Source organism: Lichenicoccus roseus, from assembly GCF_005844085.1.
Lineage (GTDB): Bacteria > Pseudomonadota > Alphaproteobacteria > Acetobacterales > Acetobacteraceae > Lichenicoccus > Lichenicoccus roseus.
In genome coordinates this window covers 99,168-123,928 of the sequence record NZ_VCDI01000004.1, presented here as the reverse complement: position 1 = coordinate 123,928, position 24,761 = coordinate 99,168, and the positions used below count along the sequence as shown (strand labels likewise).

Here is a 24,761-nt window from a genome sequence, read left to right as displayed (position 1 = left end):
TCGAAGCTCTCCCGGGACCATCGTCGGCAAGACGAGCCGGGGGCGGCGATGAGGAGCGGATATCTGCTTGCACGCAGCTGCTGCTCGCTGGGTGAGCCGCAGGACGGCGTCGCCCAGTTCTGCACGTCCGGATATGTCGGCCCGGGCCTGCTGACCGTCGAGGTGATCCTCGCCAACGGCCGCTGCGGGAGCACGGACTACCAGCTTGCGGTCAATTTCCGGCTCCGCTCACCCGCGCAGCCGCTGCAGCTCCATCATGTTCAGCGTCTCCGCGTCGTAGGTCTGTCCGGCGGGCAGTTGCGGAAACGGCTGTACCTGCGCCAGCAGCGCGGTGCCGTCGTCCGGTCCGGACGGACCGCTGGCGGGTTTGGCGCCGGTGTCGCCGTGACCGGCATGGAACAGGTGCAGCGCGGCGGTGAGCGCCATGCGGGCGGGATCGATGCCGGTTGCCTCCTCCACCGCCGTGACGGCGACGCCGACCGGACCACCCAGCGCGAAACTGGTTCCGAGGGCCACGATGTTGCGCAGCGTGCTGTTGCCCTCGTCCCCGGTGATGGCGCGGTACAGCGTGCCGACTACAGGGATGTACTGCAGCGGGTTGAGGTCGGACAGGATTTCGTGGAACAGCCCGCCGTGGCCAGACGTGGAAGCTCCGGCATGCGTTGCCGCCGCCGGCTGCTGGACCGCTGCGAGGGGTACCACGTCCGCCATCCAGCCAGTCTAGGCTGCGGAAGTAACCAGGAGGTTAAAGCCGGCCCGTCAGCGTCCAGCTGCCGTCGTAGTCCGGCGCCCCGAGGACGAGCTGGTCGCGCCGGGTCACCGGCAGGATCCGTGCCGGCATGTCGGCTTCCGGCAGCAGGCGGGCGAGTTCGTTATGCAGCGACTGCGACAGCTTGCGCAGTGACTGCAGCAGCAGCGGATGGTTCGCCATCGCCGGGTCGTCGAGCGGACCGTCCGCCAGACCAGGCTGCATTCCCCGCGGCGGCCCGGCGGAACCAGCGCGCTCGACCAGTACGTCGAACCGGCCGTCGCGAGCATGCGGCGTTGCGAGTATCACCGCACCGCAGCCGGATGCCGCACATAGCGCTGCGATCGCATCCGGATCGATGCCACGCGCCTCGGGCAGGGCGGGGCGCGGCAGCGGGTGAAATTCCGGCCACCCGGCGGTCATCCGCAGCGCGACCAACCGGCGCACCTCGACCGCTCGCATGCTGTCGGCCGCCGTGCTGAGCAGGCGGTAGGTGGCCACATCGCCGGCCAGCCGGGCATCAGGTTGCGCGCGCAGCAGGGCGCTGCCCTGGTCCGGACCGGCGAGCCAGCGCCGCAGCGCCGGGACGGTGTCCAGCAGGGCGGGCGGCGGCGGTCCGGCTTGCCCAGCGGCCGCCTTGCCGAGCAGCACGTCAAAGCTCGTGCGCATCGGGTCGGAGACGGACCATCCGCGCCTGAGCCGCACGCTCACCGTGGCGCCGCGAGAGCCGGCATACCGGTGGAACAAGGCCGGATCGAGCGCCAGCTCGGACTGCGCCAGCCAGCCGGCGTGGATCGACTGCCGCAGCGCCGCCACCGTCATGTCGTCCGGCGCGTAAGCCAGCGCGGCGGCCGCGATGCCGGTGGTCTGCAGGCCCAGCAGGCGCACGTTGCGCAGGAACAGATGGCCACCGGGCGCCACCTGACTCCAGTTGGCATCGAGCACGCGGACCAGATAATCGACATCCGGAAATGGCTGCGCGCTGGCGTCGATCACCACGAGGTCGAGCGAGGCCTTGCCGGTCCCGCCGGTCTCATGCGCCGCCTGCCGTAGAACCTGCACGTGATCGAGTGACGGCCGCGCCTCGAGCCAGGCCCGCAGCCGGGCCAGCGAGACGGCGGAGACATCGGATGCCGCATAGGACCTGCAGTGCGGCGCCAGTTCGCGCAGCAGCAGCCCGTCGCCGCAGCCGGTCTCGCGGACCCGCTCATGCGGCAGGGCAAGCAGGCTGCCGGTGACGGCTTCGACGCCGTCGGGCACTCGCCGGTCCGGGATGATCCCGGCGTCCACGGTCCGGTCCAGCTCGTAGGTGTTATGCCACCCGAGCAACGACCGGCTGGCGGCAGCCGCCGCATGCCGGGTCTGTGCTTCGAGCCAGCGCGCCTCGGGCAGCACGCGCACGCTGTGCCGCCGGCCGGCGCCGCCCGTGGTGGTGGCGCTCTCGATGCTGACCGCGCCGGCGACGCGCGGGTCATCCAGCAGCAGGTCGGCGGCGCTGGCGTGGCCCGGTTGGGTAAAAAGGCTCATGGCAGCCTCGGGACTCTGGGTGCGGCCATCGGTCCGGACAGATGCGGGAAACGCACCAGTCGTTTCGCCAATGGATGTTAGACCCGGCACCCGCGCTTGTCTCGCCCGTTAACGTTGTGCGATCGCCCGATTGCCTCAGGCCTGGTCCGCGCTGGCCGCATCTGCGGTGCGGGCGGCTGCCTCGGGCAGCCGCACCCGCACGCGACGGATATGCCGGGCATCGGCGTCGAGCACCCGGAATTCGATACCGCCCTCGTGTGTCAGCACCTCGCCCCGCGTCGGCACGTGGCCCGCCAGCATGAACACCAGGCCGCCGACCGTCTCGATGTCGCTCTCGCGTTCGTCCTCGGTCAGCACCGGCCCGAGCCGGGCCTCGAACTCCTCGATCTCGAGGCGCGCATCGACATCGAAGGTGCCGTCCTGGCGCTCGACCAGCATGACCACCGCCGGCTCGTCGTGCTCGTCGGCGATGTCGCCGACGATGGTCTCGACCAGGTCCTCGATGGTGAGCAGGCCGTCGATGCCGCCGTATTCGTCGACCACCAGAGCAAGATGCACGCGGCGCTGTCGCATCTGCAGCAGCAGGTCGAGCACCGGCATCTGCGGCGCGATCATCAGCGGCTGGCGCAGGATCGACTTCAGGCTGAAGCCGGCAGGATCGCCGGAAAAGGCCAGCAGGTCCTTGATGTGGACCATGCCGAGGATGTCGTCGAGCTGCTCGCCATAGACCGGCAGGCGGGAATGGTTCTCGCGCCGCAGGAAGGTCAGCGCCTCGTCCAGGGTGGTGCCCGCCGCCATCGCCACGATGTCGGCGCGCGGCACCATGACGTCGTCGGCGGTGATTCCGCGCAGGCGCAGCACGTTGGCGATCAGCGCGCGCTCCTGTCGGTCGAGCTCCGGCGGCTCCTCGCCGGATTGCGGCGCCTCGGCCGCCTCCTGCACCAGGGCCGCGATGGAGGAGCGCAGCCGCCCCTGCTCGACACGCCTGCGGCCGAAGAACGAGATCAGTCCGCGCCGTGGCGACGGCGCCTGCGGTTCGGGAACGTCGTCCGGCATCTGGCTCATCCCGGTGCGGCCGATACGGAGGAGGCGGTGACGGCGGGGCGCGTCTTCCAGGGGTTCGGGACGCGCAGGCGGTGCAGGATGCGGGCTTCCTGCATCTCCATGCGGCGCGCGTCGCCGGCCAGGTGATGGTCATGGCCGCGCAGGTGCAGCGCGCCATGCACGATGAGATGCGCCAGGTGATGCGCCGGCCGCCGGATCTGTGACTGCGCCTCGCGACGCACCGTCTCCAGCGCCAGCACGATGTCGCCGCTGCCTGCGTCGACATGGGTCTCGAAGGTGAGCACGTTGGTCGGCTTGTTGCGGCCGCGATGGCGCGCATTCAGGCGCTTCACACGCAGGTCGCGGTCGAGGACCACCGATCCCGCGCCGCCCGCCGCGGCGACGGCACGCCTGGCTATGCGCTCGGCTCCGGGCACAAGCCGGCGCCAGCGTGCGTCGATGATGATGATCTCGGCGCCCCCGGCTACCGCGGCGTCGCCCCTGGATGGTGTCGCTCCCGCGAGGGAGGATCTACTTCGAGGTTCCATTGTGCTCCCGGCGGGCCCTGCTGCGGGAATCCCGCTCGGCCGCCGCCCGTTGATCATAGGCATCCACGATACGCGCAACCAGCGGATGCCGCACCACATCCCTGCTTTCGAAGCGGGTGATGCCGATGCCGGGCAGGCCCTCCAGTGTCTCGACCGCCTCGCGCAGGCCGCTGGTGACACCGTTCGGCAGGTCGATCTGGCTGAGGTCGCCGGTGATCACCATGCGGCTGCCGGAACCGAGGCGGGTGAGGAACATCTTCATCTGCGCCGCGGTGGTGTTCTGCGCCTCGTCGAGGATGACGAAGGCATGCGCGAGGGTCCGGCCGCGCATGAACGCCAGCGGTGCCACCTCGATCTCGCCCGCGGTCATCCGGCGCACCACCTGGTCGCCGGGCATCATGTCGTGCAGCGCGTCGTACAGCGGGCGCAGGTAGGGGTCGATCTTCTCCTTGAGGTCGCCGGGCAGGAAGCCGAGCCGCTCGCCCGCCTCGACCGCCGGACGCGAGAGCACGATGCGGTCGACCTGGCCGGCCAGCAGCATCGCCACCGCCTGCGCCACCGCGAGATAGGTCTTGCCGGTGCCGGCGGGACCGATGCCGAACACCATCTCGTGGCCGGCCAGCATTTCCATGTAGCCGGCCTGCCCGGGCGAGCGCGGGCTGATGGCGCCGCGCTTGGTGCGGATCGCCGGCAGGTCGCTGAGCGGCAGTCGCGGATCGTTTTCCGGCGTCGGCTCGAAGATCGGGGTCGGGCCGCGCATGGCGCCGCGCGGGTTCACCCGGCGCAGGTCCAGCACGTCGCCATGCAGGTCGGACATGCGGATCGCCGCGTCCACCTCGCTGCTGTCGACGTTGCCGCCCTCCTCGATGCGCCGGTACAGCGTGGTGATGGTCGAGCGCGCCAGCGCCACCCGCCCGGGATCGCCGGAGATCGCGATACGGTTGCCACGGCAGGACAGCCGCACCCCGAGGCCCTGCTCGAGGCGCACGAGATGCCGGTCGTGGTCACCGAGGAGCGTCGCCAATCGGGCATTGTCGCCGAACTGGAGGGTGGCGTTGCGCGCACCGGGTGCGAGCGGAGCATGGCCGGAGGCCGAGGCGGAAACTGGGGCAGCTGACAGATCGCTCAAGCGAAGGCTCTCTCCCGTAAGAGGGTACCGGTCAGTGAATTGGTGAGCATGGCCTCGATCGTCACCATCACTTCGGTGCCGATCAGCGTTTCGGAGCCCGCGGCGTGCACCGCCTGCAGGTAGGGGGAGCGGCCGCCGATCTGGCCGGGCTTGCGGCCATGGCCGGTGAACAGCACCGGCATCGTCATGCCGACGCTGGCCGCGTTGAAGGCGTCCTGCTGCTCGCGGATCAGCGCCTGCAGGCGTTGCAGCCGCTCGTCCTTGACCGGTTCGGGCACCGCGTTGGGGGCGCCGGATGCGGGGGTGCCGGGGCGCGGGGAGTATTTGAACGAGAAGGCCTGCGCGAAGCCGATGTCGCGCACCAGCGCCAGCGTCGCCTCGAAATCCGCCTCGGTCTCGCCGGGATGACCGACGATGAAGTCCGACGACAACGCGAGGTCGGGACGGGCAGCCCTGAGCCGTTCGACCAGGCTGCGGTAGGCGGCCGCGTCATGGCCGCGGTTCATCGCGCCCAGCATGCGGTCCGAGCCGGATTGCACCGGCAGATGCAGGAACGGCATCAGCGCCGGCAGCGCGGCGTGCGCCTCGATCAGCGCCTCGTCCATGTCGCGCGGGTGCGAGGTGGTGTAGCGCAGCCGCGCCAGGCCGGGGATCTCGGCCAGCGCATGGAGCAGCCCGGCCAGGCCCCAGGTCCGCCCGTCCGGCCCGTCGCCGTGGTAGGCGTTCACGTTCTGGCCGAGCAGGGTGATCTCGCGCACGCCCTGCCCCACCATCAGCCGGGCCTCCGCCAGCACCGAGGCAGCCGGCCGGCTGGCCTCGGCGCCGCGCGTGTAGGGCACCACGCAGAACGAGCAGAACTTGTCGCAGCCTTCCTGCACGGTGAGGAAGGCGGTGACGCCGCCCGGCAGCTGCGGCCCGGTGGCGTCGGGCAGGAAGTCGAATTTCTGTTCCGCCGGAAAGTCGGTCTCGATCACCGCGCCGCCGGCCCGGGCGGCTCGCGCCACCATCTCCGGCAGCCGGTGGTAGGTCTGCGGCCCGAGCACGATGTCGACATAGGGCGCGCGGGACAGGATCTCGCGCCCCTCCGCCTGGGCAACGCAGCCGGCCACCGCGAGGATGGTGTCCTGGCCGGCCTCGGCGCGTGCCTGCTTGATGACACGCAGCCGGCCAAGTTCGGAGAACACCTTCTCGGCAGCGCGGTCGCGGATATGGCAGGTATTGAGGATCACCATGTCCGCCGTCTCGGCACTGTCGGCCGGGGCGTAGCCGAGCGGACGCAGCACGTCGGTCATCCGCGCGCTGTCATAGACATTCATCTGGCAGCCCCACGTGATCACGTGCAGGCGCCTCGAGGCGATGGGGGAAGAGGGCAGGTTCATCTGAGCAGCAATCCGGCGGCCGGCGGGCAGGTCCCGCGTTGCGCCAGAGCAATCCGGTCTGGCCGGTCGCCGGTCAAGGGCCCCTCACAGAGTCATGCACCCGCAAGAGACGGGGGTCATGCGCCAAGGAGGTCAGGCGACATCATGCGTCGGCGGTTGTCCCGGTCTCGAGTTCGCAACGATCAGGCAAAGGAAGCAGTCGGCTTGTCAAGCACCGAGTGCCCGGACGGCCGGGGATGCACCGGATGGCCCGGCCGTTCCGCAGGCGACGGTGTCCCGGCGGCAACGGCTGGCCGGGGCAGGCGTGCCGGCACCAGCACCGGCCGGTTCTGGCGCAGTTCGGCGGCGCCGGCAGCGACCGCGTCCCAGGTCGCCTGGGCCAGCTCCTTGCGGGTTGGGAAATCGGCCGGATCGAGCGGCGGATGCAGCAGGACGGTCGCCCGCATGGTGCGCCACTGCGCCAGCTGCCAGAAGTGCGAGGCCAGATCCATGTCGCCATACCAGGAGAACACCGGCCTGCGCGCATGGTTGACCGGCAGCCCGGCCAGCCGGTCGTAGACCACCGACACCGGCTGCACGAGCGGCCGGATCGCGCCCGGCGGCTGCACGCCGCTCGGCTTGGCGGCGGCGAAGAACGAGGAGTGGAACGCCAGCACGCGGCAGCCGTCCGAGCTGGTGCCCTCGGGAAACAGGATCAGGTCGTCGCCGGCGCCCAACCTGTGGCGCATCGCGTCGCGCTCGCGTCCGGTGGTGCCGCGCTGCCGGCTGACGAAGATGGTCCGGCCGAGACGCGCCACCTGGCCGACCACCGGCCAATGGCTGACGTCGTCCTTGGACACGAAGCAGGCCAGCAGACGGCCGCCCAGCACCGGCACGTCGAGCCAGGATGAATGGTTCGATGCATATACCACCGGACGCTCGCCGGTGCCGCCGACCGGCTCGCCGATGACGCGCACCTGCAGGCCGAGCAACCTGCAGACCATGGCCCAGTAGGTGCGTGCGAACCGCGCCTTGCCGCGCCCCGGCAGGCCGAGCAGCGCCGATTGCACGAGGCAGCCGATGCCGGTCCAGGAGATGATGACCAGGCCGCGCCGGATCACCCGGATCCGCCGCAGCAGGCGCCGGGCGGGCGGCAGCCGGACCGGATGATCGCCGGGATGGTCGAAGCTGGGCGGCGTGCCGACGCGTCCGTGCGCCTTGGCCTGAATTTTCAGGGGGATGTCGGAGACGCCGTGCTGCCCGGTTCTTCTGCCGAGCCGGCGTGGAGCTGCCTGCATCGTTGCCACATAGCCGTTACCGTGAGGGCCGACAATCGGGCGTCATTCTGTCATGACGGTAGTTCTTGCACCGGAACCGGTTGAACCGGCACCTTCCGGCCTCCTCTGAGAACTCGAGTGACGATCCTGCCGGCCTGCCTCTTCCACCACCGTGCCGTCCTGCGCCGCGCACGCTCCGTCCGGCTATCCTGGGTCGCCGCCCTGCTCTGGGTGCAGCCGGCGCTGGCGGCCGATCCGCAACCCTACAAGACCACCATCGCCAAGACCGGCAATCCCTCTCTCGACGCGGCGCTGGCCGGCTCGTCCAGCCTGATCTCGCTGCAGAAGCTGCATCCAATCGGACCTTTCGCGCTCGCTGGCCGGGCGCGCGCCGACTATGCAAGGCTGCAGACCGCGCTGGAGAGCTTCGGGTACTACGCCGGCACCGTCAGCATCAGCGTCGCCGGCCATGCGGGCGATGACGCCACCCTCCCGGACGTGCTGGCGGCGATCCCCAAGGGCCGGACCGCGCCGGTGAAGCTCTCCTTCACGCTGGGCCCGCTGTTCACCCTTGGCCGCGTCACCCTTACCGACCCGGGGCACGAGGTGCTGTCGCCTGTCGCCCTCGATGCGTTCGGCCTGAAGACCGGACAGCCGGCGATCGCGTCGGACGTGCTGGCGGCGCAGGGTCGCCTGCTGAGCGCGCTCCGCGAGGAGGGCCATGCGCTGGCCGACGTGAAGCCGCCGGTGGCGACGCTCCGGCCGCAGGATCACACCATAGACGTCGCCTACACCGTGCATGAAGGCCCGCGCGTGGATATCGGAACCATCAGCCTGGACGGGCTGAAGCGGGTCCATGAAGACTTCATCCGTCGCCACCTGCTGCTGCATCCGGGCCAGCTCTACCAGCCCAGCGCCATCGAGGCGGCGCGGCAGGACCTGGCGGGGCTCGGCGTGTTCTCCGACGTCGCGGTGCGCACCGGCCTCGGCGGATCCGGCAGCGATCCGAGGCAGCTGCAGCCCGACGGCCGCATTCCGCTGACCTTCGACTTCACCGAGGGGCTGCGTCACACCGTCTCGGCGCAGGCCGGCTATTCGACCGACCTCGGCGGCAGCGCCGGCGTTACGTGGACGCACCACAACCTGTTCGGCAACGCCGAGCAGCTCGACCTCACGGCGCTTGCCACCGGCATCGGCGGTACTGCCGAGCAGGGGCTCGGCTACGACGTGTTCGCCAACCTCACCAAGCCGGACTTCTGGCATCGCGACCAGAGCCTGGTGGTGCGCATCGAGGGCCTCAAGCAGAACCTGCAGGCCTACGACCAGACCGCGCTGCTGGTCCGCGTCGGCCTGAACCGCAAGCTGTCGAAGGACTGGAGCGTCGCCGCCGGCATTGCCGCCGAGCAGGAGCAGATCGACCAGGAGGGCGTCACCCGCGACTACACCCTGGCCTCGATCCCGCTCAGCGCCAGCTACGACAGCACCGACCTCGCCAATCCGCTGGACGCCGCGACGCACGGCATACGGGCGTCCCTCGGTGCGACGCCGACGGAGAGCTTCGTCAGCGGCAGCGCCTTCTTCACCATCCTGCAGGCGACCGGCTCCACCTACTTCGATCTCGCGCGGGTCGGCCTCGCCAGTCCCGGCCGCAGCGTGATCGCGGTGCGCGCCACCGTGGGCTCGGTGCAGGGAGCGTCCACCTTCCAGCTGCCTCCAGACCAGCGGCTCTATGCCGGCGGCAGCTCCACCGTGCGCGGCTTCAAGTACCAGGGCGTCGGGCCGCAATTCGCCGACGGCTACCCGGTCGGCGGCACCTCGCTAGACGCCGCCACCTTCGAGTTCCGCCAGCGCCTGTTCAAGAGCTTCGGCGCCGCCGCCTTCGTGGATGCCGGCCAGGTGTCGAGCCGGTCGGCGCCGCTCGAGGGCACGCTGCGGGTCGGCGCCGGCGTCGGTGCGCGCTACTACACGCCGATCGGGCCGATCCGGGTCGACGTCGCGGTGCCGCTGAACAAGCCGCAGGGCGGTGACAGCTTCGAGCTTTATGTCGGCCTCGGAGAGACGTTCTGATGCCGGCCGCAAGGCCGCCCGGAGGGCCGATGGCCGACCCAGCACCCGCCAGAAGCCGCCGCGCCAGGCGCATCCTGCTCTGGACCGTCGGCCTGCTGGTCGGCGCACCGCTCGCTTTGGTCGTGCTGGTGCTGGCGGTGCTGCTGATCGGCGCCAACACCGGTCCCGGCCGACGGCTGATCGAGCGGCAGGCGGCGTCGCTGAGCGGCGGCCTGGTGACGCTGGACGGCCTCGCCGGCCGATTCCCCGACGGTCTTCGCGTCGCCCATGTCGCGGTGCACGACCATCTCGGCACCTGGCTCACCATCGACGGCATCCGGCTCGACTGGCACCCGCTGGCGCTGATCGGCCGCACCGCGCGCATCGACCTCGCCTCGATCGACCGCATCGCGGTGGCGCGCCTGCCGGTGGCCGATCCGGACGCCAGACCGTCGCCGCCGTCGAAATCGGGTGGCAGCTCGATCCCGAACTTCGCCATCGAGATCGCACGCCTGCATGTCGGCGAACTCGCCATCGCCGCCCCGGTGACCGGGCTCGCCGCCGATCTCGGCCTCGACGGCCATGTGCGCGTGGCGGGCATCGCGCCGCTGCTCAACGGTGTCTCGGTGGCGACGCTGCCGGACAGCGACATCGCGCTCGACGTGAAGCGTCTCGACCATCCTGGCACGGTGTCGCTCACCGCGCTGACCAACGCGGAACGCCTCGGGCTGCACCTGCATGCACACGACCCGCAGGGCGGCCTGGTGACTGCGCTCGCTGCGATGCCGATGCTCGATCCGCTGACCCTGTCGCTGGATCTCGATGGTCCGCGCGAGGCCAGTGCGGTGAAGCTTGCGCTGAAGGCAGGCCCGGTGGTGCTGGACGCGCAGGGCACCGCCGACCTGATGACGCGGCATTTCGACCTGAGCACAACCGGCAGCGCGCCGGCGATGGAGCCGCGCCCGGGCATCGCCTGGAACGGGGTATCGCTGAACGCGCATGTTTCCGGCACCCCGGCGGCACCCGCCGGCAGCGGCCGTCTCGTGCTCGACAACCTGACCGCGCCCGGCGTCGGGCTCAGCCGCCTGACCGCCGATTTCACCGGACAGGCGGCCGACGGCGCCGCCAGCGGACCGGCGACGCTGCACGCGGTACTGGACGGGCTGCGCATTCCCGGCCCGCGCCCGGCGCTGCTCGCGCAGTCGCCGGTGATGCTCGAGGCCACCCTGCACGGCGACCAGCCCGGGCGGCCGGTCGACCTGACCCTGTTCCACGACCTCGCGCAGATCCAGGGCCGCATCTTCACCGCGGCGACCCAGCCGGGTGGATCGGCGTTGCACGGCCATCTCGGCATCACCCTGCCGCAGCTGGCGCCCCTGGCCGAGGCCGGCGGCGTGACGCTCGCCGGGCATGCCGCCCTCGGCACCGATTTCGAACTCCGCAACGGCGCCGAGATCGTGGGCCTCGGCGGTACCGTCGCCATCACCGGCGGCCAGCCGCAGGCGGTCGGGCTGATCGGCGATGCCGGGCAGGTGTCGCTGACCGCCTCCCTCGCCGGCCACGACGTGCGGATCTACGGCCTGAAGCTGGACGGGCGCGCGCTGCACCTGGATGCGTCCGGCAGCGACCTGTCCAACACCCTCGACCTGCATACCAGCCTGCGCCTGCCGAACCTGCAGGCGGCGCTGCCTACCTTGCGCGGCACACTCGGCCTCGATGCCAGCGTGCACGGACCGCTCGACGATCTCGCCGCCTCGGTGCGTGCGAACGGCAACATCGGCTCCGACATCATCCCGGCCGGGCCGCTGACCCTGGCGCTCGATGCCGACCATCTGCCGAAGGCGCCGCAGGGTCACATCACCCTGGACGGCACCCTCGACCGGGCGCCGCTGACGCTGGCGGCCAACGTCGCGCGGCTGGCAGACGGCTCGACCCACGTGACGCTCGACCGGCTTGGCTGGAAGAGCGCCAGCGGCCACGCCGACCTGACGCTGCCGGCGGGGGCCAGGCTGCCGCTCGGCTCGGTCGACCTGCGCATGGCCCGGCTTGCCGATCTCAGCCGGGTGGCCGGGCAGGCGATCACCGGCAGCCTGAAGGCGGTGGTCACCACCTCGCAGCCCGCCGGGAGCGCGCATCCGGTGGCGCGCATCGACGTCAGCGGATCGGCCGGCGCCCGGCCTGCCAGCGTCGGCCGGCTGGCGCTCGCCGGCACCGTCGTCGATCCGGCCGGGACACCCACCCTCGACCTTGCCCTGCGCGCCGACCAGATTGCCGCCAGCGGCATCACCGGCAACGCCAGCGTGACGGCGAAGGGGCCGCAGACGGCGCTCGCGGTGACGGCGCGCGGCGCGTTCGAGCATGTCGCCGGCGCTCCCGCCACGCTGGATGCCGCCCTGCTGCTCGACCTGCCCGGCAAGCATGTGCGGGTGCAGCGTCTCGCCGGGACCGCGAAGGGCGAGACGCTGCGCCTGCTGGCGCCGGCCCGCATCGGCTTCGGTCCGGCGATCGAGGTCGACCGGCTGCGGGCCAGTCTGGCGCCGGCGGGTGCGACAACGGGGGCTCTGCTCGATGTCGCCGGCACGGTCAGCCCGCGCCTCGATCTCACCGCGTCGCTCGCCAACGTCACGCCCGCACTTGCCAGGCCGTTTGCCCCCACCCTGGATGCCACCGGGGTGATCGCCGCGCAGGCGCGCCTGACCGGCACCACCGCGAAGCCGAGCGGCAGCGTGACGCTCACCGCGCGCAACATGCACCTGCGCACCGGACCCGCCGCCTCGCTGCCGCCGGCGGTGCTGGATGCCAGGGCGGTGCTGGTCGGGGGTTCGGCACGCATCGATGCCCATCTCGATGCCGGCCGGGAGATCGCGCTGGCGCTCTCCGGCACCGCGCCGGTCGGCGCCGATGGCGCGCTCGGGCTGCGGGCACGCGGCAACATCGATCTCGCGGTGGCCAATGCCGTGCTCGGCGCCGAGGGGCGCCAGGCCGGCGGCCAGCTCGGCCTCGATCTCGGGGTCAGCGGCACCGCGAAGGCGCCCCGGCTGGATGGCGCCATCCGGCTCGATCACGGCCAGATCCAGGATTTCGCGCAAGGGGTGCGGCTGACCGACATCTCCGCCCTGATCACCGCGCGCGGCCAGAGCATCGGCATCGACAGCTTCGTGGCGCATGCCGGCGACGGCACGCTGAACGCCTCCGGCAGCGTCGGCGCCCTTGTGCCCGGCCTGCCGGTCGACCTGCATCTCACAGCGCACAAGGCCAAGCCGCTGGCCAGCGACCTGCTGACCGCGGTGCTCGACATGGACCTCACGGTGAAGGGGCAGGTGCAGTCCCGCCTCGACGTTGCCGGCACGGTGACCATCGACAGCGCGGCCATCAACATCCCGAATGGCCTGCCGCCATCGGTCGCGACGCTGGACGTGATCCGCCCGGGCGAGACGCGGGCGACGCAGGCCGCCGTGGCTCCCGCGCGCATCGTCGGCCTCGACATGACCGTGCGGTCGCCGGGCCAGATCTTCGTGCGCGGCCACGGGCTGGACGCGGAGATGGCTGGCAAGCTGCACGTCGGCGGGACCACCACCGCGCCGCAGGTGAGCGGCGGCTTCGACATGCGTCGCGGCACCTTCAGCCTGGCCGGCGTATCGCTCACCTTCACCAAGGGCCGGGTCGGCTTCGATGGCGCCGGCGTCACCAACGCGATCGACCCGTCGCTCGACTTCACCGCCGAGAGCTTCGTTGAGAACGATGTCGCCCGGCTCCATGTCGGCGGATATGCGTCGGCCCCGAAGATCACGCTGTCGTCCAACCCGCCGCTGCCGCAGGACCAGGTCCTGGCGCTGATCCTGTTCCAGCAGACCACCACCAAGCTGTCGACGGCGCAGATCGTCAGCCTCACCGCCGCCCTCGCCGAACTGAGCGGCGCCGGCGGCAGCGGCGGCGGCGTGCTTGGGACGGTGCGCAGCACGCTGGGGCTGGACCGGCTCTCGGTCGGCAGCGGTGGCGCCAACACGAGCGGCGCCAGCGTGGAAGCCGGCAAGTATGTCGCCCGCGGCGTCTATGTCGGCGCCAAGCAGTCCACCTCCGGTGCCGGCACCCAGGCGCAGGTGCAGATCGACCTCACCCGCCGCCTCAAGCTCGAGACGGTGGTCGGTACCGGCGGCCAGGTCACCGGCACCACCACGCCGGAGAACGATCCCGGCAGCAGCGTCGGGTTGAAATACCAGTTCCAGTACTGAGGCGGACGGGTGCGGCGCCGCGATCCGTCACATGATCCGGCCGCCGCCATCGACGTTGATGGTCGAGCCGGTGACGAACGGGTTCGATGCCGCGAACAGGATGGCCTGGGCCACATCCTCGGCTTGGCCCAGTCGCCGGACCGGCAGGCCGGACCGCATCCGATCGAACATCGCCGCCCGCGACGCCTCGGGCATGCGGTCGTGCAGCGGCGTGTCGATGATGCCGGGCGACACCGTGTTGACCCTGACCGGCGCCCGCTCGAGCGCCAGTCCGCGGGCCAGCGCCTCCAGCGCCGCGTTGATCGCGCCCTGCAACACCGAGGCGGCGGAGGGGCGCTGCGACAGCATGCCGGACACGAAGGTGATCGAGCCGTGCTCGCTGATCCTGCAGGCACGCGCCACGCGGTAGGCGCCCCAGAACTTGCTCTCCATCGAGGCCTTCGCATCGTCGAGGGATAGTCTGGCAACCGGACCGCCGGTCGTGCTGGCGGCGGCGACCACCACGTGGTCGAATGCCGGGTGGCCGGCGAAGAACCGCTCGATGGCGTCGTTGTCCAGCACATCCAGCGCGACACTCTCACCGCCGACCGCCTCGGCCACCGCGGCGATCTGTCCAGGCGTCCGACCGGCCGCGCTCACTGCAGCACCGGCCGACGCGAAGGCCATTGCGGTCGCCCGGCCGATGCCTCCGGCCGCCCCCACCACCAGCACGCGCTGGCCCCGCAGGCTTTCCGTCATGATGTTCGTTCCCCAGCCGAAGTCAGAAGTAGCTCTGCACCGTTCCCGACTTCGCTGAACGTGTGATGGCGTCCAGCATGCGATGGCGCGACACGGCCACGTCGAAACCCGGCGGGTGATGGGTGTGGTCAAGGATGTCTTGTGCCAGGGCTGCATAGTTCCGCGCGATGTTTGCCACCGGATCAGCGAGCGGACCGGCACCGGCCGGCAAGGCACGAAGCACTTCCGGAGGATCCAGGCGTTCGAGCGGAGCGCTGCCGCGCCGCCCTTCGATCCCCGATCGTCTCGCCAGTATAGCGGATGGTTACCTCGGGGATACTGGTCGCGGTGCGGGCTGCGAGTTCCTCGAACTCGCCGAGACTGAACAGGGTGTCCAGGAAATGCCCACCATGGACGGTCAGCGGATTGGCGCCGTTCTCCGGATCGAGCATGTAGCTGTTGGACCTGCTGACCGACCCGAGGCTGCAATCGTCGCCGGCAACCAGCGCGGTCGACAGGACCCGCCCGACATAACGCCGCGAGATGCATTTTCCGCCTGACGCTCATCACGGCTGTCCGCCTCTCGGTGAAATCATCCCGCCTAGATCAGGCCTTCCTCGCGCATCGCCTGCACGACGGCGGGGCGTGCGCCGATCCGCTCCCGCCAGGACGCCAGGACCGGCCATTGCCGGAGGTCCATGTCGAACATCGGAGCCCATCCGGTTATCGCGAAGGCATAGGCGTCGGCGATGGTGAAGTGATGGCCGAACACGAAGCCCCGATCTCCGATGATCCGCTCGAGGATCCCGAAGGCCCTGCCGATCGCGGCAACCGTGTCTGCCCTGTGTGCGGGCGCTATGAGCGGGCTCCACATGGGCCCGAAGCCGCGATGGATCTCGGAGGCAATGAAGTTCAGGGTTTCCAGGAAGCGGTAGCGATCGAATCCTTCGGCGGGCATCGGGAGTCTCCCGGGCGCGAGCGATGCGACATATTGCAGGATGACCTGGGTCTCCGTCAGCCTGCCCTCGGCAACTTCCAGCAGGGGCACCTTGCCTTTCGGATTGATCTCGAAGTAATCGCGATCACCAGCCGTCTTGGTGCCGTCCGGATGAAGCTCGACCATGGCTATTTCCAGATCGATACCGGCTTCGAGAGCTGCGATGTGCACTGACATCGAGCAGGAAGCGGGCAGGTAGTAGAGTCGCATCGTATGAGCTCCTGGCTCTGCACGAGAAACCTCGGCTTCGGCATGGCTGCTATTTCGACCGTCTGCCGTATCGGCAGAAGCCCCTGATTGACGAACGCATCGTTCGCGATTAGGAAACAGTCGATGGATCTGAATGATCTGGCGGCGTTCGCCCACGTCGTCGAGCAGCGGGGTTTCAGTGCTGCCGCACGTGCGCTTCGCACGACGAAGTCGGCGGTCAGCAAGCGGGTCGCGCGCCTCGAGAAGGTTCTCGGAGTACGCCTGATCGAGCGTTCCACCCGGGCGTTCCGCGTCACCGAAGTCGGCAACGCCGTATATGTCGAAGCCCAGGCGATGCTCGCCGGGGCGGAGGGAGCCAGCGCCGCCGCCGCCATTGCCGCAGCGGCGCCCCGCGGCTCGCTACGCGTCGCCTGTCCACCCGGCCTGCTGCATGACGTCGTCATGGACGTCCTGCCGGGGTTCCTGCTGCGGTATCCGGAAATCCGGCTCGCGCTCGACGTTTCGAACCGCTTCGTCAACCTGGTCGAGGAACGCTTCGATCTGGCCATCCGGGCAAGGGAACAACTGCAGGACGACCCGACCGTCATCGTCCGTCGCCTCGGCATGACCCGCCGCATCCTGGTGGCAGATCCGCGCCATCTTCTCGCGCGTAGCCCTGTCGACCGTGTCGCGGACCTGGCCGACGGACCGCTTCTCGCTCTGGGCAACGATTTCGGCCGTCAGCGTTGGGAGTTGATCGGCAACGACGGCAAGGAGGTCGCGATCGAGTTCGAGCCCCGGTTTGTCGTCGGTGATTTCGTGGCCCTGCGCGGTGCCGCCATCGCCGGCGTGGGGATCGCGCTTGTTGCCGAAGGATACTGCCATGAAGCAATCGCCGCCGGCTCCCTCGTCCGCGTCCTGCCACGATGGCGTTCGCGGGAAGGCATCGCGCATCTCGCTTTTCCAAGCCGACGCTGGATGCTGCCCGCGACACGTGCTCTGGTCGACTACCTGGTGGAACAGCTGCCGCCAAGGTTGGCGTGAAAGCGCAGCCCGGTCCTACGGCGCGTCGAGCGGTACGGCGGTGATGCTGTTGTACGGGCTGCCGCCGGTGGTCATCGCCCTGGTGGACCAGACCAGGTAGAGCAGCACGTGCTTCTCCGGATCGTACATCCGCGTCACCCGGATCACCTTGAAGAAGAAGCTGCTGGACTGGTCGAACACCACCTCGCTGGCCGGCAGGTCGCCATGCACGACCGGCTTGCCGGTGGCGCGGCAGGCGATCGAGAAGCGGCTCGGGTCGGTCGCGACACCGAGCGAACCACGCACGCCGCCGGTCTCGGCGTGCGACATGTAGCACGACACGTTGTCGACGCGCGGGTCGTCGTAGCGGTCGACCGCGATCTGGTCGTTGCGGCCGAGCAGCCGGAAGGTGGTGCTCACCGCGCCGATGCGTTTCTGGCCATCGGCGTGGGCGGAGGGGCTCCATAGTCCCGCCGTCAGGGCAAGCAGGCTTGCGATCGTCAATCGGTTTATCATTCGAACACCTTGCGTATGAACTGGCCGGCGAGCCCAGCCGCGGCGCCGGTCTCGGCACCTGCGACCGCACCGCCGCCAAGATAGGGCGAGAGGGCGTGGGCGAGGTTGGGAAGCGTCAGGGTCTGCAGCCAGATCCGGCCGGGTCCGGTCAGCCTTGCGAGAAAGAAGCCGTCGCCACCGAACAGCTTGTTGCGCAGGCCGGGCAGCATGGTGATCTCGAAATTCACGCTGTCCTCGAACATGCCGACATGGCCGGGATGCACGTCGATCTGCTCGCCCGCGGCCAGCGTGTGGCTGACGATCTCGCCGCCGAGCTCGACCCAGAACCGGCCCTGGCCCGAGACCTGCTGCAGCAGGAAACCGTTGCCACCGAAGATGCCGGCGCCGAGGCTGCGCTGCAGCACCACCGAGAGGCTGATACCCTGGGTGCCGCACAGGAAGCCATGCCGGTGCACCAGGTAGGAGCGCCCGGGCTGTACCGCATGCTCCTCGATATGGCCGGGCACCTTGGCGGCGATGGCGACAAAGCCGGGGCCACCCTCGGCGACGTATTCGGTCATGAACAGCCCGCCGCCGCCGAGCGACCGCTTCACCGCACCGAGGAAGCCACCGGCGCCGCCGGCCGCAATCCCGGTGCGCAGGCTCACGTTAGGGCTCTTCCAGGACAATTCGCCGGTTTCCGACAGCAGTACCTCGCCGGCATCCAGCCCGACATTCAGGACCGGCAGGATGGTGCCGATGATGCTCGTCTGCATGCTCAGTGCCCCTCGGCAGGTGTGGGTGCCGTTGCAGCCGGCTGGATCGGCCGTATCAGCATGTTGTCGGAGCGGTCGACGTCCGGAAGAACATGGTCGGGATCGATGGTGACGCCGACGATGCGTGCCGCACCGGCAACGCCTACCGTCACCGGCGAGCCCTGCTGCCACAGCTCGGCCGGCAGTCGCATCCGCCTGCTGCTGCCGTCGGCGTAGTCGATGCGCAACGTCGCCGGCATCACCAGGCCGCCCTTGCTCACCAGCGTGACGGTGCCGGCCTTGTCGTCGATCGAGGAGACGCCGAAATCGAGCGGCCAGTTGTTCGCGAACCAGCCGCGCCAGAACCAGGACAGGTCCTCACCGCCCTCGCTATCCATGGTGCGGAAGAAGTCCGAAGGCGACGGATGCCTGTAGGCCCACAGAGCGATGTAGCGGCGGAAGGCCAGGTCGAAGCGTTGCGGACCAAGGATCTGCTCGCGCAGCAGCCGCAGGCCGAGTGCCGCCTTAAAATACTGCACCGTATGGCTCCAGCGATATGGCACCAGGTCGGCCTCGTCGAGGATGGTGGGTGCATCCGGCTGCCTGAGCAACGGCACGATCTCCTCCACCGGGTTGCCGCCGCCCGGGGCGTATTCGGAGTCGCGTTTCGGCGCGTATTCACCGTGGTTGAAGTCGTCAGACGCGTAGGTGTCGATGAAGGTGTTGAATCCTTCGTCCATGAAGGCGGCGCGTCGTTCGTTGGAACCGACGATCATCGGAAACCAGGTGTGTCCGATCTCGTGCGTGGTGACCCAGTAGAGTTTCTTGCCGGCATCGGCGATGCCGTCGAAGACGATCGCCGGATATTCCATGTTGGCGCCGTGCCCGGCCATGTTGATGGCGTTCGGCCATGGATACGGGTACCATTTTCCAGAGAAATATTCGATGGCGGCGCGGACATATTCGGTGGAGCGCGACCAGCGCCCGTCCTGCGCCGCTTCCACCGGATAGACCGACATCGCGAGACGCGGCTGGCCGCCGATGTCGGGCAGATGCATGTGCGCCGCATCCCAGACGAAGGCGGGGGAAGCGGCGAAGGCGACGTCGCGCGTATCGTGCATGAGGAAATGCCACGTACGCGTGGTGGAGGGCGGCGCCGCCGCCGCGTCCGCCTTCACTTCGTCCGCGGTGCGGATCATGATCGTCCGATCGCTGCGACCTGCCCGGGCGAGACGCTGGCGCTCGACCATGGACAGCACCTCGTCGGGGTTCTGCAGCGCACCGGAACCGGCCACGATGAAGTTCGTCGGCACCGTCACGCGATAATCGATGTCGCCATATTCCAGATAGAACTCGTTGCCGAGATAGGGCAACGTGTCCCAGCCGCGCAGATCGTCATAGACCGCCATGCGCGGGAACCATTGCGCGATCTCCCAGATGTCGCCGTTGCGTGTCGGTGTCACCGCAGTCCGGCCGCCCCATGGGCCGGGCACTGCGTAATGCCAGCGTATGTGCAGGGCGATGTGTCCGCCGTGCGGCGCGAGCGGCTGCGACAGGGCGACGCGCATGCGGGTGTCGCTGACGACGAACGCGGCCGGGATGTCGCGGCCACCCTCCTGGACCGACACCGCCTCGATCACATCGCCCTCGGTGTGCTGGCGGCCGAAATAGCGCGACACGGTGGCAGCCCTCGCGTTGGCGCGATAGATGTTCTGGTCGAGCTGCACCCACAGCGCGTCGAGCGCGTCCGGGCTGTTGTTGGTGTAGCGGATCGTCTCGTCGCCGGAGAGGCTCCTTGTCGCGGTGAGCAGCGTCGCCCTGATCCGGTAGTCGGCCCGGTTCTGCCAATACATCGGGCCAGGAGCGCCGCTGGCAGACCGATAGGCATTGACCGGATATTGCTGCGGATACGGGGCGAAGATCTCCCTTGCCGGCGGCACCGGCTCGGCAGCCGCTGCAGGGAGGAATGCGGCGATCGGCGACAGCGCGGCCAATACGCAAAAGGGTGGGGAGCGGCGGGGCTGGAGGCGCTGGATCATGCCGCATGGTCGACGGCTTTGCGGCAGCCGGCAAGCAGGTGCTGCGGCCATCCGGCGTTGCGAATGCAAACGGCTTGCAGCAAGTAGAGTGCAAACAATTCTCAGTATAGATTGCGGCAGCCCTTTTGACTTTCTTGTGGTTCCAGGCTCAGGATGCTGCATGCGAATGTTCAAAGACCTGACCGAGCGCGAGGTGCTTGCCCTCGCCATCGCCAACGAGGAGGAGGACGGCCGCACCTATGCCGACTTCGCCCGCAGCCTGCGCGACACCCACCCGGACAGCGCGAAGCTGTTCGACGACATGGCAGCCGAGGAGAACGGCCATCGCCGGGCGCTGATCGACCTGTTCGAGAACCGTTTCGGCGATCACATCCCCGACATCCGCCGGCATGACATCAAGGGTGCGCCGGTGCCGAAGCCGGCCTGGCAGATCGTGCCGAAGGGTATCGACGTGGTTCGCCGGCAGGCGCGGCAGATGGAGGCGGATGCCAGCCGGTTCTACCTGCAGGCTGCGGCGCGTGCTTCCGATCCGGCGATCCGGCGGTTGCTCGGTGACCTGGCGGCGGCCGAGGCGGAGCACGTGCAGACCGCCGGCCGCATCGAGGAGACCCGCCTGCCCGGCAACGTCCGCGACCGCGAGGACGAGGACGCCCGCAAGCGCTTCGTGCTGCAGGTGATCCAGCCCGGCCTGGTCGGGTTGATGGATGGCTCTGTCTCGACCCTGGCACCGGTGTTCGCTGCGGCGTTCGCGACCCACGATCCGCACAAGGCGTTCCTGGTCGGCCTCGCCGCCAGCATCGGTGCCGGCATCAGCATGGGTTTCGCCGAGGCGCTCGCCGATGACGGCAAGCTCTCGGGACGCGGCACGCCGTTCCTGCGCGGCCTGGTCTGCGGGCTGATGACCATCGCCGGCGGCATCGGCCACACGTTGCCGTATCTGATCCCGGACTTCTGGACCGCGACCGCCATCGCCGGCGTGGTGGTGGTGATCGAGCTCGCGATCATCGCCTGGATCCAGTTCCGCTTCATGGAGACGCCGCCGTTCTCGGCCGCCGCCAAGGTGATGCTGGGCGGTGCGCTGGTGCTGGCGGCGGGCATTCTGATAGGCAATGGGTAAGATCTGGCCGATCCCGCCACATAGCGGCGGGCTCGGCCAGAAGTCGTGGCTCCGCGCCAACTACAGCCGCCAAGCCAATGGTTCTGAATTAGAATTCTTATTGTTTACAAGTAGTTAAGCGTGCCGATCCTGCTGGCACGACCTCTGCAATGTCGCTGGCACGGAGGCCAATCCGGCTTCCGGAACCGCAGAGGAAGCCAGCCATGACCACTTTCGTGATGAATGCCGCCACCGTTTCCGGCACCGGCCTCGGCACCCTGGTGCCCGCGTCGGTCTCCACCGCATCCCGCCAGGTCGCGGCCCGGTTCGAGCTGGCCTCGATGCGCATCAACGAGTGGGCGCTCGATCACCTGCTGGACGCCGCCGGCGGCTTCACCCTCGCGCTGCTGCCGTTCTCGTTCCTGGCCTGGACCTTCATCACCCGCTGACCGGCCCGGACCTTCGTTCACCCGCCCCGCGGGCTGGCGGTGCGCGCGAGTTCCAGCATCGGCAGCAGCCGGTCGACAACCCCGCTCCAGTCGCCCGGACGGCTCTGCCGCAGGATGCTCACCGTCGGATACCAGGGGCTGTCGTCGCGGCCGTGCAGCCAGCGCCAGCAATTGTCCCATCGATCGAGCAGCAGCGTCGGCCGTCCGAGGGCGCCCGCGAGATGCACCACGGAGGTGTCGACGCTGACCACGACATCGAGATCCATCATCAGCGCGGCGGTGTCGTCGAGATCCTCCACCGCCGGCATCGGATCGTGGATCTGCAAACCCTCCGGGGCGCTCGCAAGCTCGTCGGCGTACGGACCTTTCTGCAGGCTGACCAGCTGCACGCCCTCCAGGCCGGCGAGCGGGGCGAGGGCGGCGAGCCCGATGCTGCGCCTGAGATCGATGCCGTGCGCCACCGGGTCGTGCGAACGCGGCGCGCCGCCCCAGGCCAGGCCCACGCGCAGCACGCCGGACCGGGCAGGTGGCAGCTGGGCGCGCATGGCGTCGATGCGGTGCCGGTCGGCGCGCAGATACGGCACCGGCGCGCCATAGGGCTGGGTGGTGCCGGAGAAGGCTCGTGCCAGGCTGATGAACGGGCAGTGCCAGTCGAAGCCGATGCCGTGCACGTCGCCGCTCAGGACCTCATGGACACCCTCCACCCGCGCCGCCAGCCGGCGCAGTGCTTCCGGCACCCATAGCACCACGCGGGCGCCGCGTTGTGCCAGCAGCGGCACGTAGCGCAGGTACATCAGGCTGTCGCCGAGGCCTTCTTCCTGCGTCACCAGCACCGTGCGCCCGGAGAGGTCCATCGGCTCGCTGAGGTTGGGCAGCATCCGTGCGCGCGGCAGGTCGGTATGGCCGGGCAGCGCCAGCCGCCATTCGTGCTCGGCCCAGCCCTGGGTCATGCGCCCGGCCTTGAGCAGGCAGATCGAATGATTCAGGCGGATCTGCGCCTCGTTGGGCCGCAGCCTGATCGCCCGGTGGTAGCTCGCCAGCGCGTCCTCGAAGAAGCCTTCGTTCGCAAGCGCGCAGCCGAGATTGGCCCAGGCGGCGTGATTGGCCGGATTGATCGCCACCACGTCCCGGAACAGGCCGAGCGCAGTCCCGGTCTGGCCGAGCGCCGCCTTGACGATGCCGAGCTGGTTCATCGCCGAGAGGTCGCGTGGCCGCAGGTGCAGGCAGCGCTCCAGCACCGTCTCGGCCGCGTCCGGCTGGTGCCACGCCGCCAGATGTTCGCCGTAAGCCAGCAGCAGGCGCGGCTCGTCCGGCGTCAGCGCAAGGGCGGCGCGGAACATCGCAGCCGCCTCGCTGCCACGCTGCCGTGCGGCGAGGAGAGTGGCGAAATCCTGCACCGGATGCAGGGCCTGCGGCCTCTCCTCAGCGATCCGGCACAACAGGGGAGCGGCTTCTTCCACCGCGCCGCAGCCGGCCAGCGCCAGCCCGTGCAACAGCCTTCCCTCGATGTCGGCATCGGTCGCGAATGGCGCCGTCAGCGCCGCAGCCGAGTCGAACCGTCCGGAATGCAGCGCCTCCAGGCCGGCGCGCAGGCTGCTATGCCGATCCTGCTCGGGCGCTCCCCCGTCAGCCCCCATCGAGGATCTGGCGCACCCGGGCGGACAGGGCGATCGGCGAGTAGGGCTTGTTGACGTAGCTGTTGAGCGGGTTCGGGTCCGGCTGCGTCTCCGAGCGGCCGCTCATGAAGATCACCGGCAGGTCCGGCCTGCTCTCGCGCACCTTGCCGGCCAGCCCCTTGCCGTCGATACCCCCCGGGAGCTGGATGTCGGTCAGCATCAGCGCAATATTCTCTTCGGCCGCGAGAAGCGCCAGGGCGCCGGGACCATCCTCGGCCTCGAGTACTTCGAACCCGTCGTCGGCCAATACCTCGGAGAGCGTCATGCGTATCAGGAACTCGTCCTCGACGAGCAGCAGGCGATGCGCAGCCATGAACTTCTGCTTATCCGATCCAGAATCGATGCAACCCGTGATGTTCCAGTGCGGATCGGCATGCCGGTCAAGCCGGGAACGCCGGCACGATGCGGCGCGCACGATAACGTGCTAATGAAAAGAGCATGATAGACCCGTTCGCCTGGATCGCCGGCTGGATCCACGAGACCGTCCTGATCCCGATGCTGTGGCAGCTCGGCTGGATGCAGTGGGAAGACGTCTCCTTCATGTGGGTGCTGTTCGCCGTCTACGGCGTGCTGCAGGTGGCGCTCAACTGCGCGCTCTGCATGCCGCTGGAGGCCTGGTGGCCGGTGCAGTCCACGCTGAAGGGGCCTGGGCATCGCCGCGCGGTGACCATGGACATCGTCTACACGCTGCTGGCGCGGATCGGCATCTTCCCGGTGGTGACATTCTTCGGCTTCTACGAGATGCAGACCTGGATCAACGGCGCGCTGGCCGACCATGGCTACGTGCCGCCGACGCTGGAGACGCTGGTGCCGGCGCTCATGGGCATGCCGGTGCTGAGCTTCTTCATCTATGCGGTGGTGCTGGACTTCGCAGACTACTGGCGGCACCGCTTCTCGCACACCTTCGGCTGGTGGTACGGGTTGCATGCGCTGCATCACGCCCAGCGGCAGATGACCTTCTGGTCGGACGACCGCAACCACGTGCTGGACGACGTCATCTCCTATGTCTGGTTCATCGCCGCCGGCCTGCTGATCGGCGTGCCGCCGATGCAGTTCCCGCTGCTGGTGCTGAGCCTGCGCCTGGTGGAAAGCTTGTCGCACGCCAATACGCGGGTCGGGTTCGGCTGGCTGGGTGAGCGGCTGCTGATCTCGCCGCAGTTCCACCGCGCGCATCACGGCCTGCGTGCCGCCGGTCGCAATTCCTGCAACTACGGTGGCGTGTTTCCCTGGTGGGACATGATGCTCGGCACTGCCGACTTCACCCACGCGGTGGTCGAGACCGGCGACCCGCGCGCCGCCGAGACGCTGGCGACCGGCAGCTGGTGGGAGCAGCAGCGCGACGGGCTGCTGCTGGCCTGGCGGCTGGCGCGGCGGCACCGGCGGCCGCGCGGCGTTGCCGCCGAATAGGCAACCCGC

At 69.5% G+C, this 24,761-nt stretch carries 22 protein-coding genes; 6 read left to right on the top strand and 16 right to left on the bottom strand.

Annotation, left to right across the window (positions count from 1 at the left end):
- Positions 1-228: 228 nt before the first annotated feature.
- From FE263_RS12950 to FE263_RS12920, 7 genes are all read right to left on the bottom strand, one after another.
- Positions 229-702, bottom strand: coding sequence for a hypothetical protein (locus tag FE263_RS12950; protein WP_138326446.1), 474 nt, complete (start codon positions 700-702; stop codon positions 229-231).
- A gap of 43 nt (positions 703-745) precedes the next feature.
- Positions 746-2,275, bottom strand: coding sequence for a methyltransferase domain-containing protein (locus tag FE263_RS12945; RefSeq protein WP_138326445.1), 1,530 nt, complete (start codon positions 2,273-2,275; stop codon positions 746-748).
- Positions 2,276-2,410: 135 nt separating this feature from the next.
- Complete coding sequence (locus tag FE263_RS12940; protein WP_138326444.1) at positions 2,411-3,340, bottom strand: hemolysin family protein; 930 nt, start codon at positions 3,338-3,340, stop codon at positions 2,411-2,413.
- Positions 3,337-3,867, bottom strand: a complete 531-nt coding sequence (ybeY, locus tag FE263_RS12935; protein WP_138326443.1) for an rRNA maturation RNase YbeY — start codon at positions 3,865-3,867, stop codon at positions 3,337-3,339. The genes FE263_RS12940 and ybeY overlap by 4 nt, the downstream gene beginning before the upstream one ends.
- Positions 3,851-4,987, bottom strand: coding sequence for a PhoH family protein (locus FE263_RS12930; RefSeq protein ID WP_138326657.1), 1,137 nt, complete (start codon positions 4,985-4,987; stop codon positions 3,851-3,853). Before FE263_RS12930 ends, ybeY begins: the two co-directional genes overlap by 17 nt.
- A 5-nt stretch (positions 4,988-4,992) precedes the next feature.
- Entirely contained in the window at positions 4,993-6,375 is a 1,383-nt protein-coding gene (gene miaB, locus FE263_RS12925; RefSeq protein WP_138326442.1) for a tRNA (N6-isopentenyl adenosine(37)-C2)-methylthiotransferase MiaB, read from the bottom strand.
- Between the two features lie 182 nt (positions 6,376-6,557).
- Positions 6,558-7,652, bottom strand: a complete 1,095-nt coding sequence (locus FE263_RS12920) for a lysophospholipid acyltransferase family protein (RefSeq protein ID WP_138326441.1) — start codon at positions 7,650-7,652, stop codon at positions 6,558-6,560.
- Between the two features lie 117 nt (positions 7,653-7,769).
- Here FE263_RS12920 and FE263_RS12915 point away from each other — a divergent pair, with 117 nt between their 5' ends.
- Together FE263_RS12915 and FE263_RS12910 are read left to right on the top strand one after the other, a co-directional pair.
- The gene (locus FE263_RS12915; RefSeq protein ID WP_138326440.1) at positions 7,770-9,698 is read left to right on the top strand and encodes an autotransporter assembly complex protein TamA; all 1,929 of its coding nucleotides are present in this window, start codon (positions 7,770-7,772) and stop codon (positions 9,696-9,698) included.
- A 29-nt stretch (positions 9,699-9,727) separates the two neighbouring features.
- Entirely contained in the window at positions 9,728-13,909 is a 4,182-nt protein-coding gene (locus tag FE263_RS12910; RefSeq protein ID WP_138326439.1) for a translocation/assembly module TamB domain-containing protein, read from the top strand.
- A 27-nt stretch (positions 13,910-13,936) separates the two neighbouring features.
- Here FE263_RS12910 and FE263_RS12905 read toward each other — a convergent pair whose 3' ends face one another.
- The 4 genes from FE263_RS12905 to FE263_RS12895 are packed head-to-tail and all read right to left on the bottom strand — an operon-like array spanning position 13,937 to position 15,833.
- Entirely contained in the window at positions 13,937-14,647 is a 711-nt protein-coding gene (locus tag FE263_RS12905) for an SDR family oxidoreductase (RefSeq protein WP_138326438.1), read from the bottom strand.
- Positions 14,648-14,669: 22 nt separating this feature from the next.
- The gene (locus FE263_RS12900; RefSeq protein WP_138326437.1) at positions 14,670-14,870 is read right to left on the bottom strand and encodes a hypothetical protein; all 201 of its coding nucleotides are present in this window, start codon (positions 14,868-14,870) and stop codon (positions 14,670-14,672) included.
- Positions 14,830-15,171, bottom strand: coding sequence for a hypothetical protein (locus tag FE263_RS22920; protein ID WP_408886192.1), 342 nt, complete (start codon positions 15,169-15,171; stop codon positions 14,830-14,832). Before FE263_RS22920 ends, FE263_RS12900 begins: the two co-directional genes overlap by 41 nt.
- Before the next feature lie 56 nt (positions 15,172-15,227).
- The gene (locus tag FE263_RS12895; RefSeq protein ID WP_138326436.1) at positions 15,228-15,833 is read right to left on the bottom strand and encodes a glutathione binding-like protein; all 606 of its coding nucleotides are present in this window, start codon (positions 15,831-15,833) and stop codon (positions 15,228-15,230) included.
- A gap of 123 nt (positions 15,834-15,956) precedes the next feature.
- Between FE263_RS12895 and FE263_RS12890 the strand changes: the two genes are divergently transcribed.
- Complete coding sequence (locus FE263_RS12890; RefSeq protein ID WP_138326435.1) at positions 15,957-16,856, top strand: LysR family transcriptional regulator; 900 nt, start codon at positions 15,957-15,959, stop codon at positions 16,854-16,856.
- A 15-nt stretch (positions 16,857-16,871) separates the two neighbouring features.
- Here the strand turns inward: FE263_RS12890 and FE263_RS12885 are convergent, their stop codons facing one another.
- The 3 genes from FE263_RS12885 to FE263_RS12875 are packed head-to-tail and all read right to left on the bottom strand — an operon-like array spanning position 16,872 to position 20,124.
- Positions 16,872-17,339 (bottom strand): CreA family protein, encoded by a 468-nt coding sequence (locus tag FE263_RS12885; protein WP_240759513.1) that lies wholly within the window; start codon positions 17,337-17,339, stop codon positions 16,872-16,874.
- Between the two features lie 8 nt (positions 17,340-17,347).
- Positions 17,348-18,106: an AIM24 family protein gene (locus FE263_RS12880; protein WP_138326433.1), complete on the bottom strand. Its 759-nt coding sequence runs from the start codon at positions 18,104-18,106 to the stop codon at positions 17,348-17,350.
- Positions 18,107-18,108: 2 nt separating this feature from the next.
- Positions 18,109-20,124: a M1 family metallopeptidase gene (locus tag FE263_RS12875; protein ID WP_138326432.1), complete on the bottom strand. Its 2,016-nt coding sequence runs from the start codon at positions 20,122-20,124 to the stop codon at positions 18,109-18,111.
- A 160-nt stretch (positions 20,125-20,284) separates the two neighbouring features.
- Here FE263_RS12875 and mbfA point away from each other — a divergent pair, with 160 nt between their 5' ends.
- Together mbfA and FE263_RS12865 are read left to right on the top strand one after the other, a co-directional pair.
- The gene (gene mbfA / locus FE263_RS12870; protein WP_138326431.1) at positions 20,285-21,241 is read left to right on the top strand and encodes an iron exporter MbfA; all 957 of its coding nucleotides are present in this window, start codon (positions 20,285-20,287) and stop codon (positions 21,239-21,241) included.
- A 203-nt stretch (positions 21,242-21,444) separates the two neighbouring features.
- A complete protein-coding gene (locus FE263_RS12865; protein WP_138326430.1) occupies positions 21,445-21,669 on the top strand; it encodes a hypothetical protein in 225 nt (74 codons plus the stop codon).
- Positions 21,670-21,686: 17 nt separating this feature from the next.
- Here the strand turns inward: FE263_RS12865 and FE263_RS12860 are convergent, their stop codons facing one another.
- Positions 21,687-23,306, bottom strand: coding sequence for a tetratricopeptide repeat protein (locus tag FE263_RS12860; RefSeq protein WP_138326429.1), 1,620 nt, complete (start codon positions 23,304-23,306; stop codon positions 21,687-21,689).
- Entirely contained in the window at positions 23,296-23,658 is a 363-nt protein-coding gene (locus tag FE263_RS12855; RefSeq protein WP_138326428.1) for a response regulator transcription factor, read from the bottom strand. Before FE263_RS12855 ends, FE263_RS12860 begins: the two co-directional genes overlap by 11 nt.
- A gap of 125 nt (positions 23,659-23,783) precedes the next feature.
- On the opposite strand from FE263_RS12855, the gene FE263_RS12850 reads away from it, so the two are divergent.
- On the top strand, positions 23,784-24,752 hold the full coding sequence (locus FE263_RS12850) for a sterol desaturase family protein (protein WP_138326427.1): 969 nt from the start codon (positions 23,784-23,786) through the stop codon (positions 24,750-24,752).
- Positions 24,753-24,761 lie beyond the last annotated feature (9 nt).

Excerpts from the sequence above, each read along its gene's own strand:
- mbfA (WP_138326431.1), top strand. The coding sequence starts at position 20,285 with ATGCGAATGTTCAAAGACCTGACCGAGCGCGAGGTGCTTGCCCTCGCC.
- FE263_RS12890 (WP_138326435.1), top strand. The coding sequence starts at position 15,957 with ATGGATCTGAATGATCTGGCGGCGTTCGCCCACGTCGTCGAGCAGCGG.
- FE263_RS12880 (WP_138326433.1), bottom strand. The coding sequence starts at position 18,106 with ATGCAGACGAGCATCATCGGCACCATCCTGCCGGTCCTGAATGTCGGG.
- FE263_RS12945 (WP_138326445.1), bottom strand. The coding sequence starts at position 2,275 with ATGAGCCTTTTTACCCAACCGGGCCACGCCAGCGCCGCCGACCTGCTG.
- FE263_RS12860 (WP_138326429.1), bottom strand. The coding sequence starts at position 23,306 with ATGGGGGCTGACGGGGGAGCGCCCGAGCAGGATCGGCATAGCAGCCTG.
- FE263_RS12905 (WP_138326438.1), bottom strand. The coding sequence starts at position 14,647 with ATGACGGAAAGCCTGCGGGGCCAGCGCGTGCTGGTGGTGGGGGCGGCC.
- FE263_RS12875 (WP_138326432.1), bottom strand. The coding sequence starts at position 20,124 with ATGATCCAGCGCCTCCAGCCCCGCCGCTCCCCACCCTTTTGCGTATTG.
- miaB (WP_138326442.1), bottom strand. The coding sequence starts at position 6,375 with ATGAACCTGCCCTCTTCCCCCATCGCCTCGAGGCGCCTGCACGTGATC.
- FE263_RS12895 (WP_138326436.1), bottom strand. The coding sequence starts at position 15,833 with ATGCGACTCTACTACCTGCCCGCTTCCTGCTCGATGTCAGTGCACATC.
- FE263_RS12940 (WP_138326444.1), bottom strand. The coding sequence starts at position 3,340 with ATGAGCCAGATGCCGGACGACGTTCCCGAACCGCAGGCGCCGTCGCCA.
- FE263_RS12855 (WP_138326428.1), bottom strand. The coding sequence starts at position 23,658 with ATGGCTGCGCATCGCCTGCTGCTCGTCGAGGACGAGTTCCTGATACGC.
- FE263_RS12850 (WP_138326427.1), top strand. The coding sequence starts at position 23,784 with ATGATAGACCCGTTCGCCTGGATCGCCGGCTGGATCCACGAGACCGTC.
- FE263_RS12865 (WP_138326430.1), top strand. The coding sequence starts at position 21,445 with ATGACCACTTTCGTGATGAATGCCGCCACCGTTTCCGGCACCGGCCTC.
- FE263_RS12920 (WP_138326441.1), bottom strand. The coding sequence starts at position 7,652 with ATGCAGGCAGCTCCACGCCGGCTCGGCAGAAGAACCGGGCAGCACGGC.
- ybeY (WP_138326443.1), bottom strand. The coding sequence starts at position 3,867 with ATGGAACCTCGAAGTAGATCCTCCCTCGCGGGAGCGACACCATCCAGG.
- FE263_RS12910 (WP_138326439.1), top strand. The coding sequence starts at position 9,728 with ATGGCCGACCCAGCACCCGCCAGAAGCCGCCGCGCCAGGCGCATCCTG.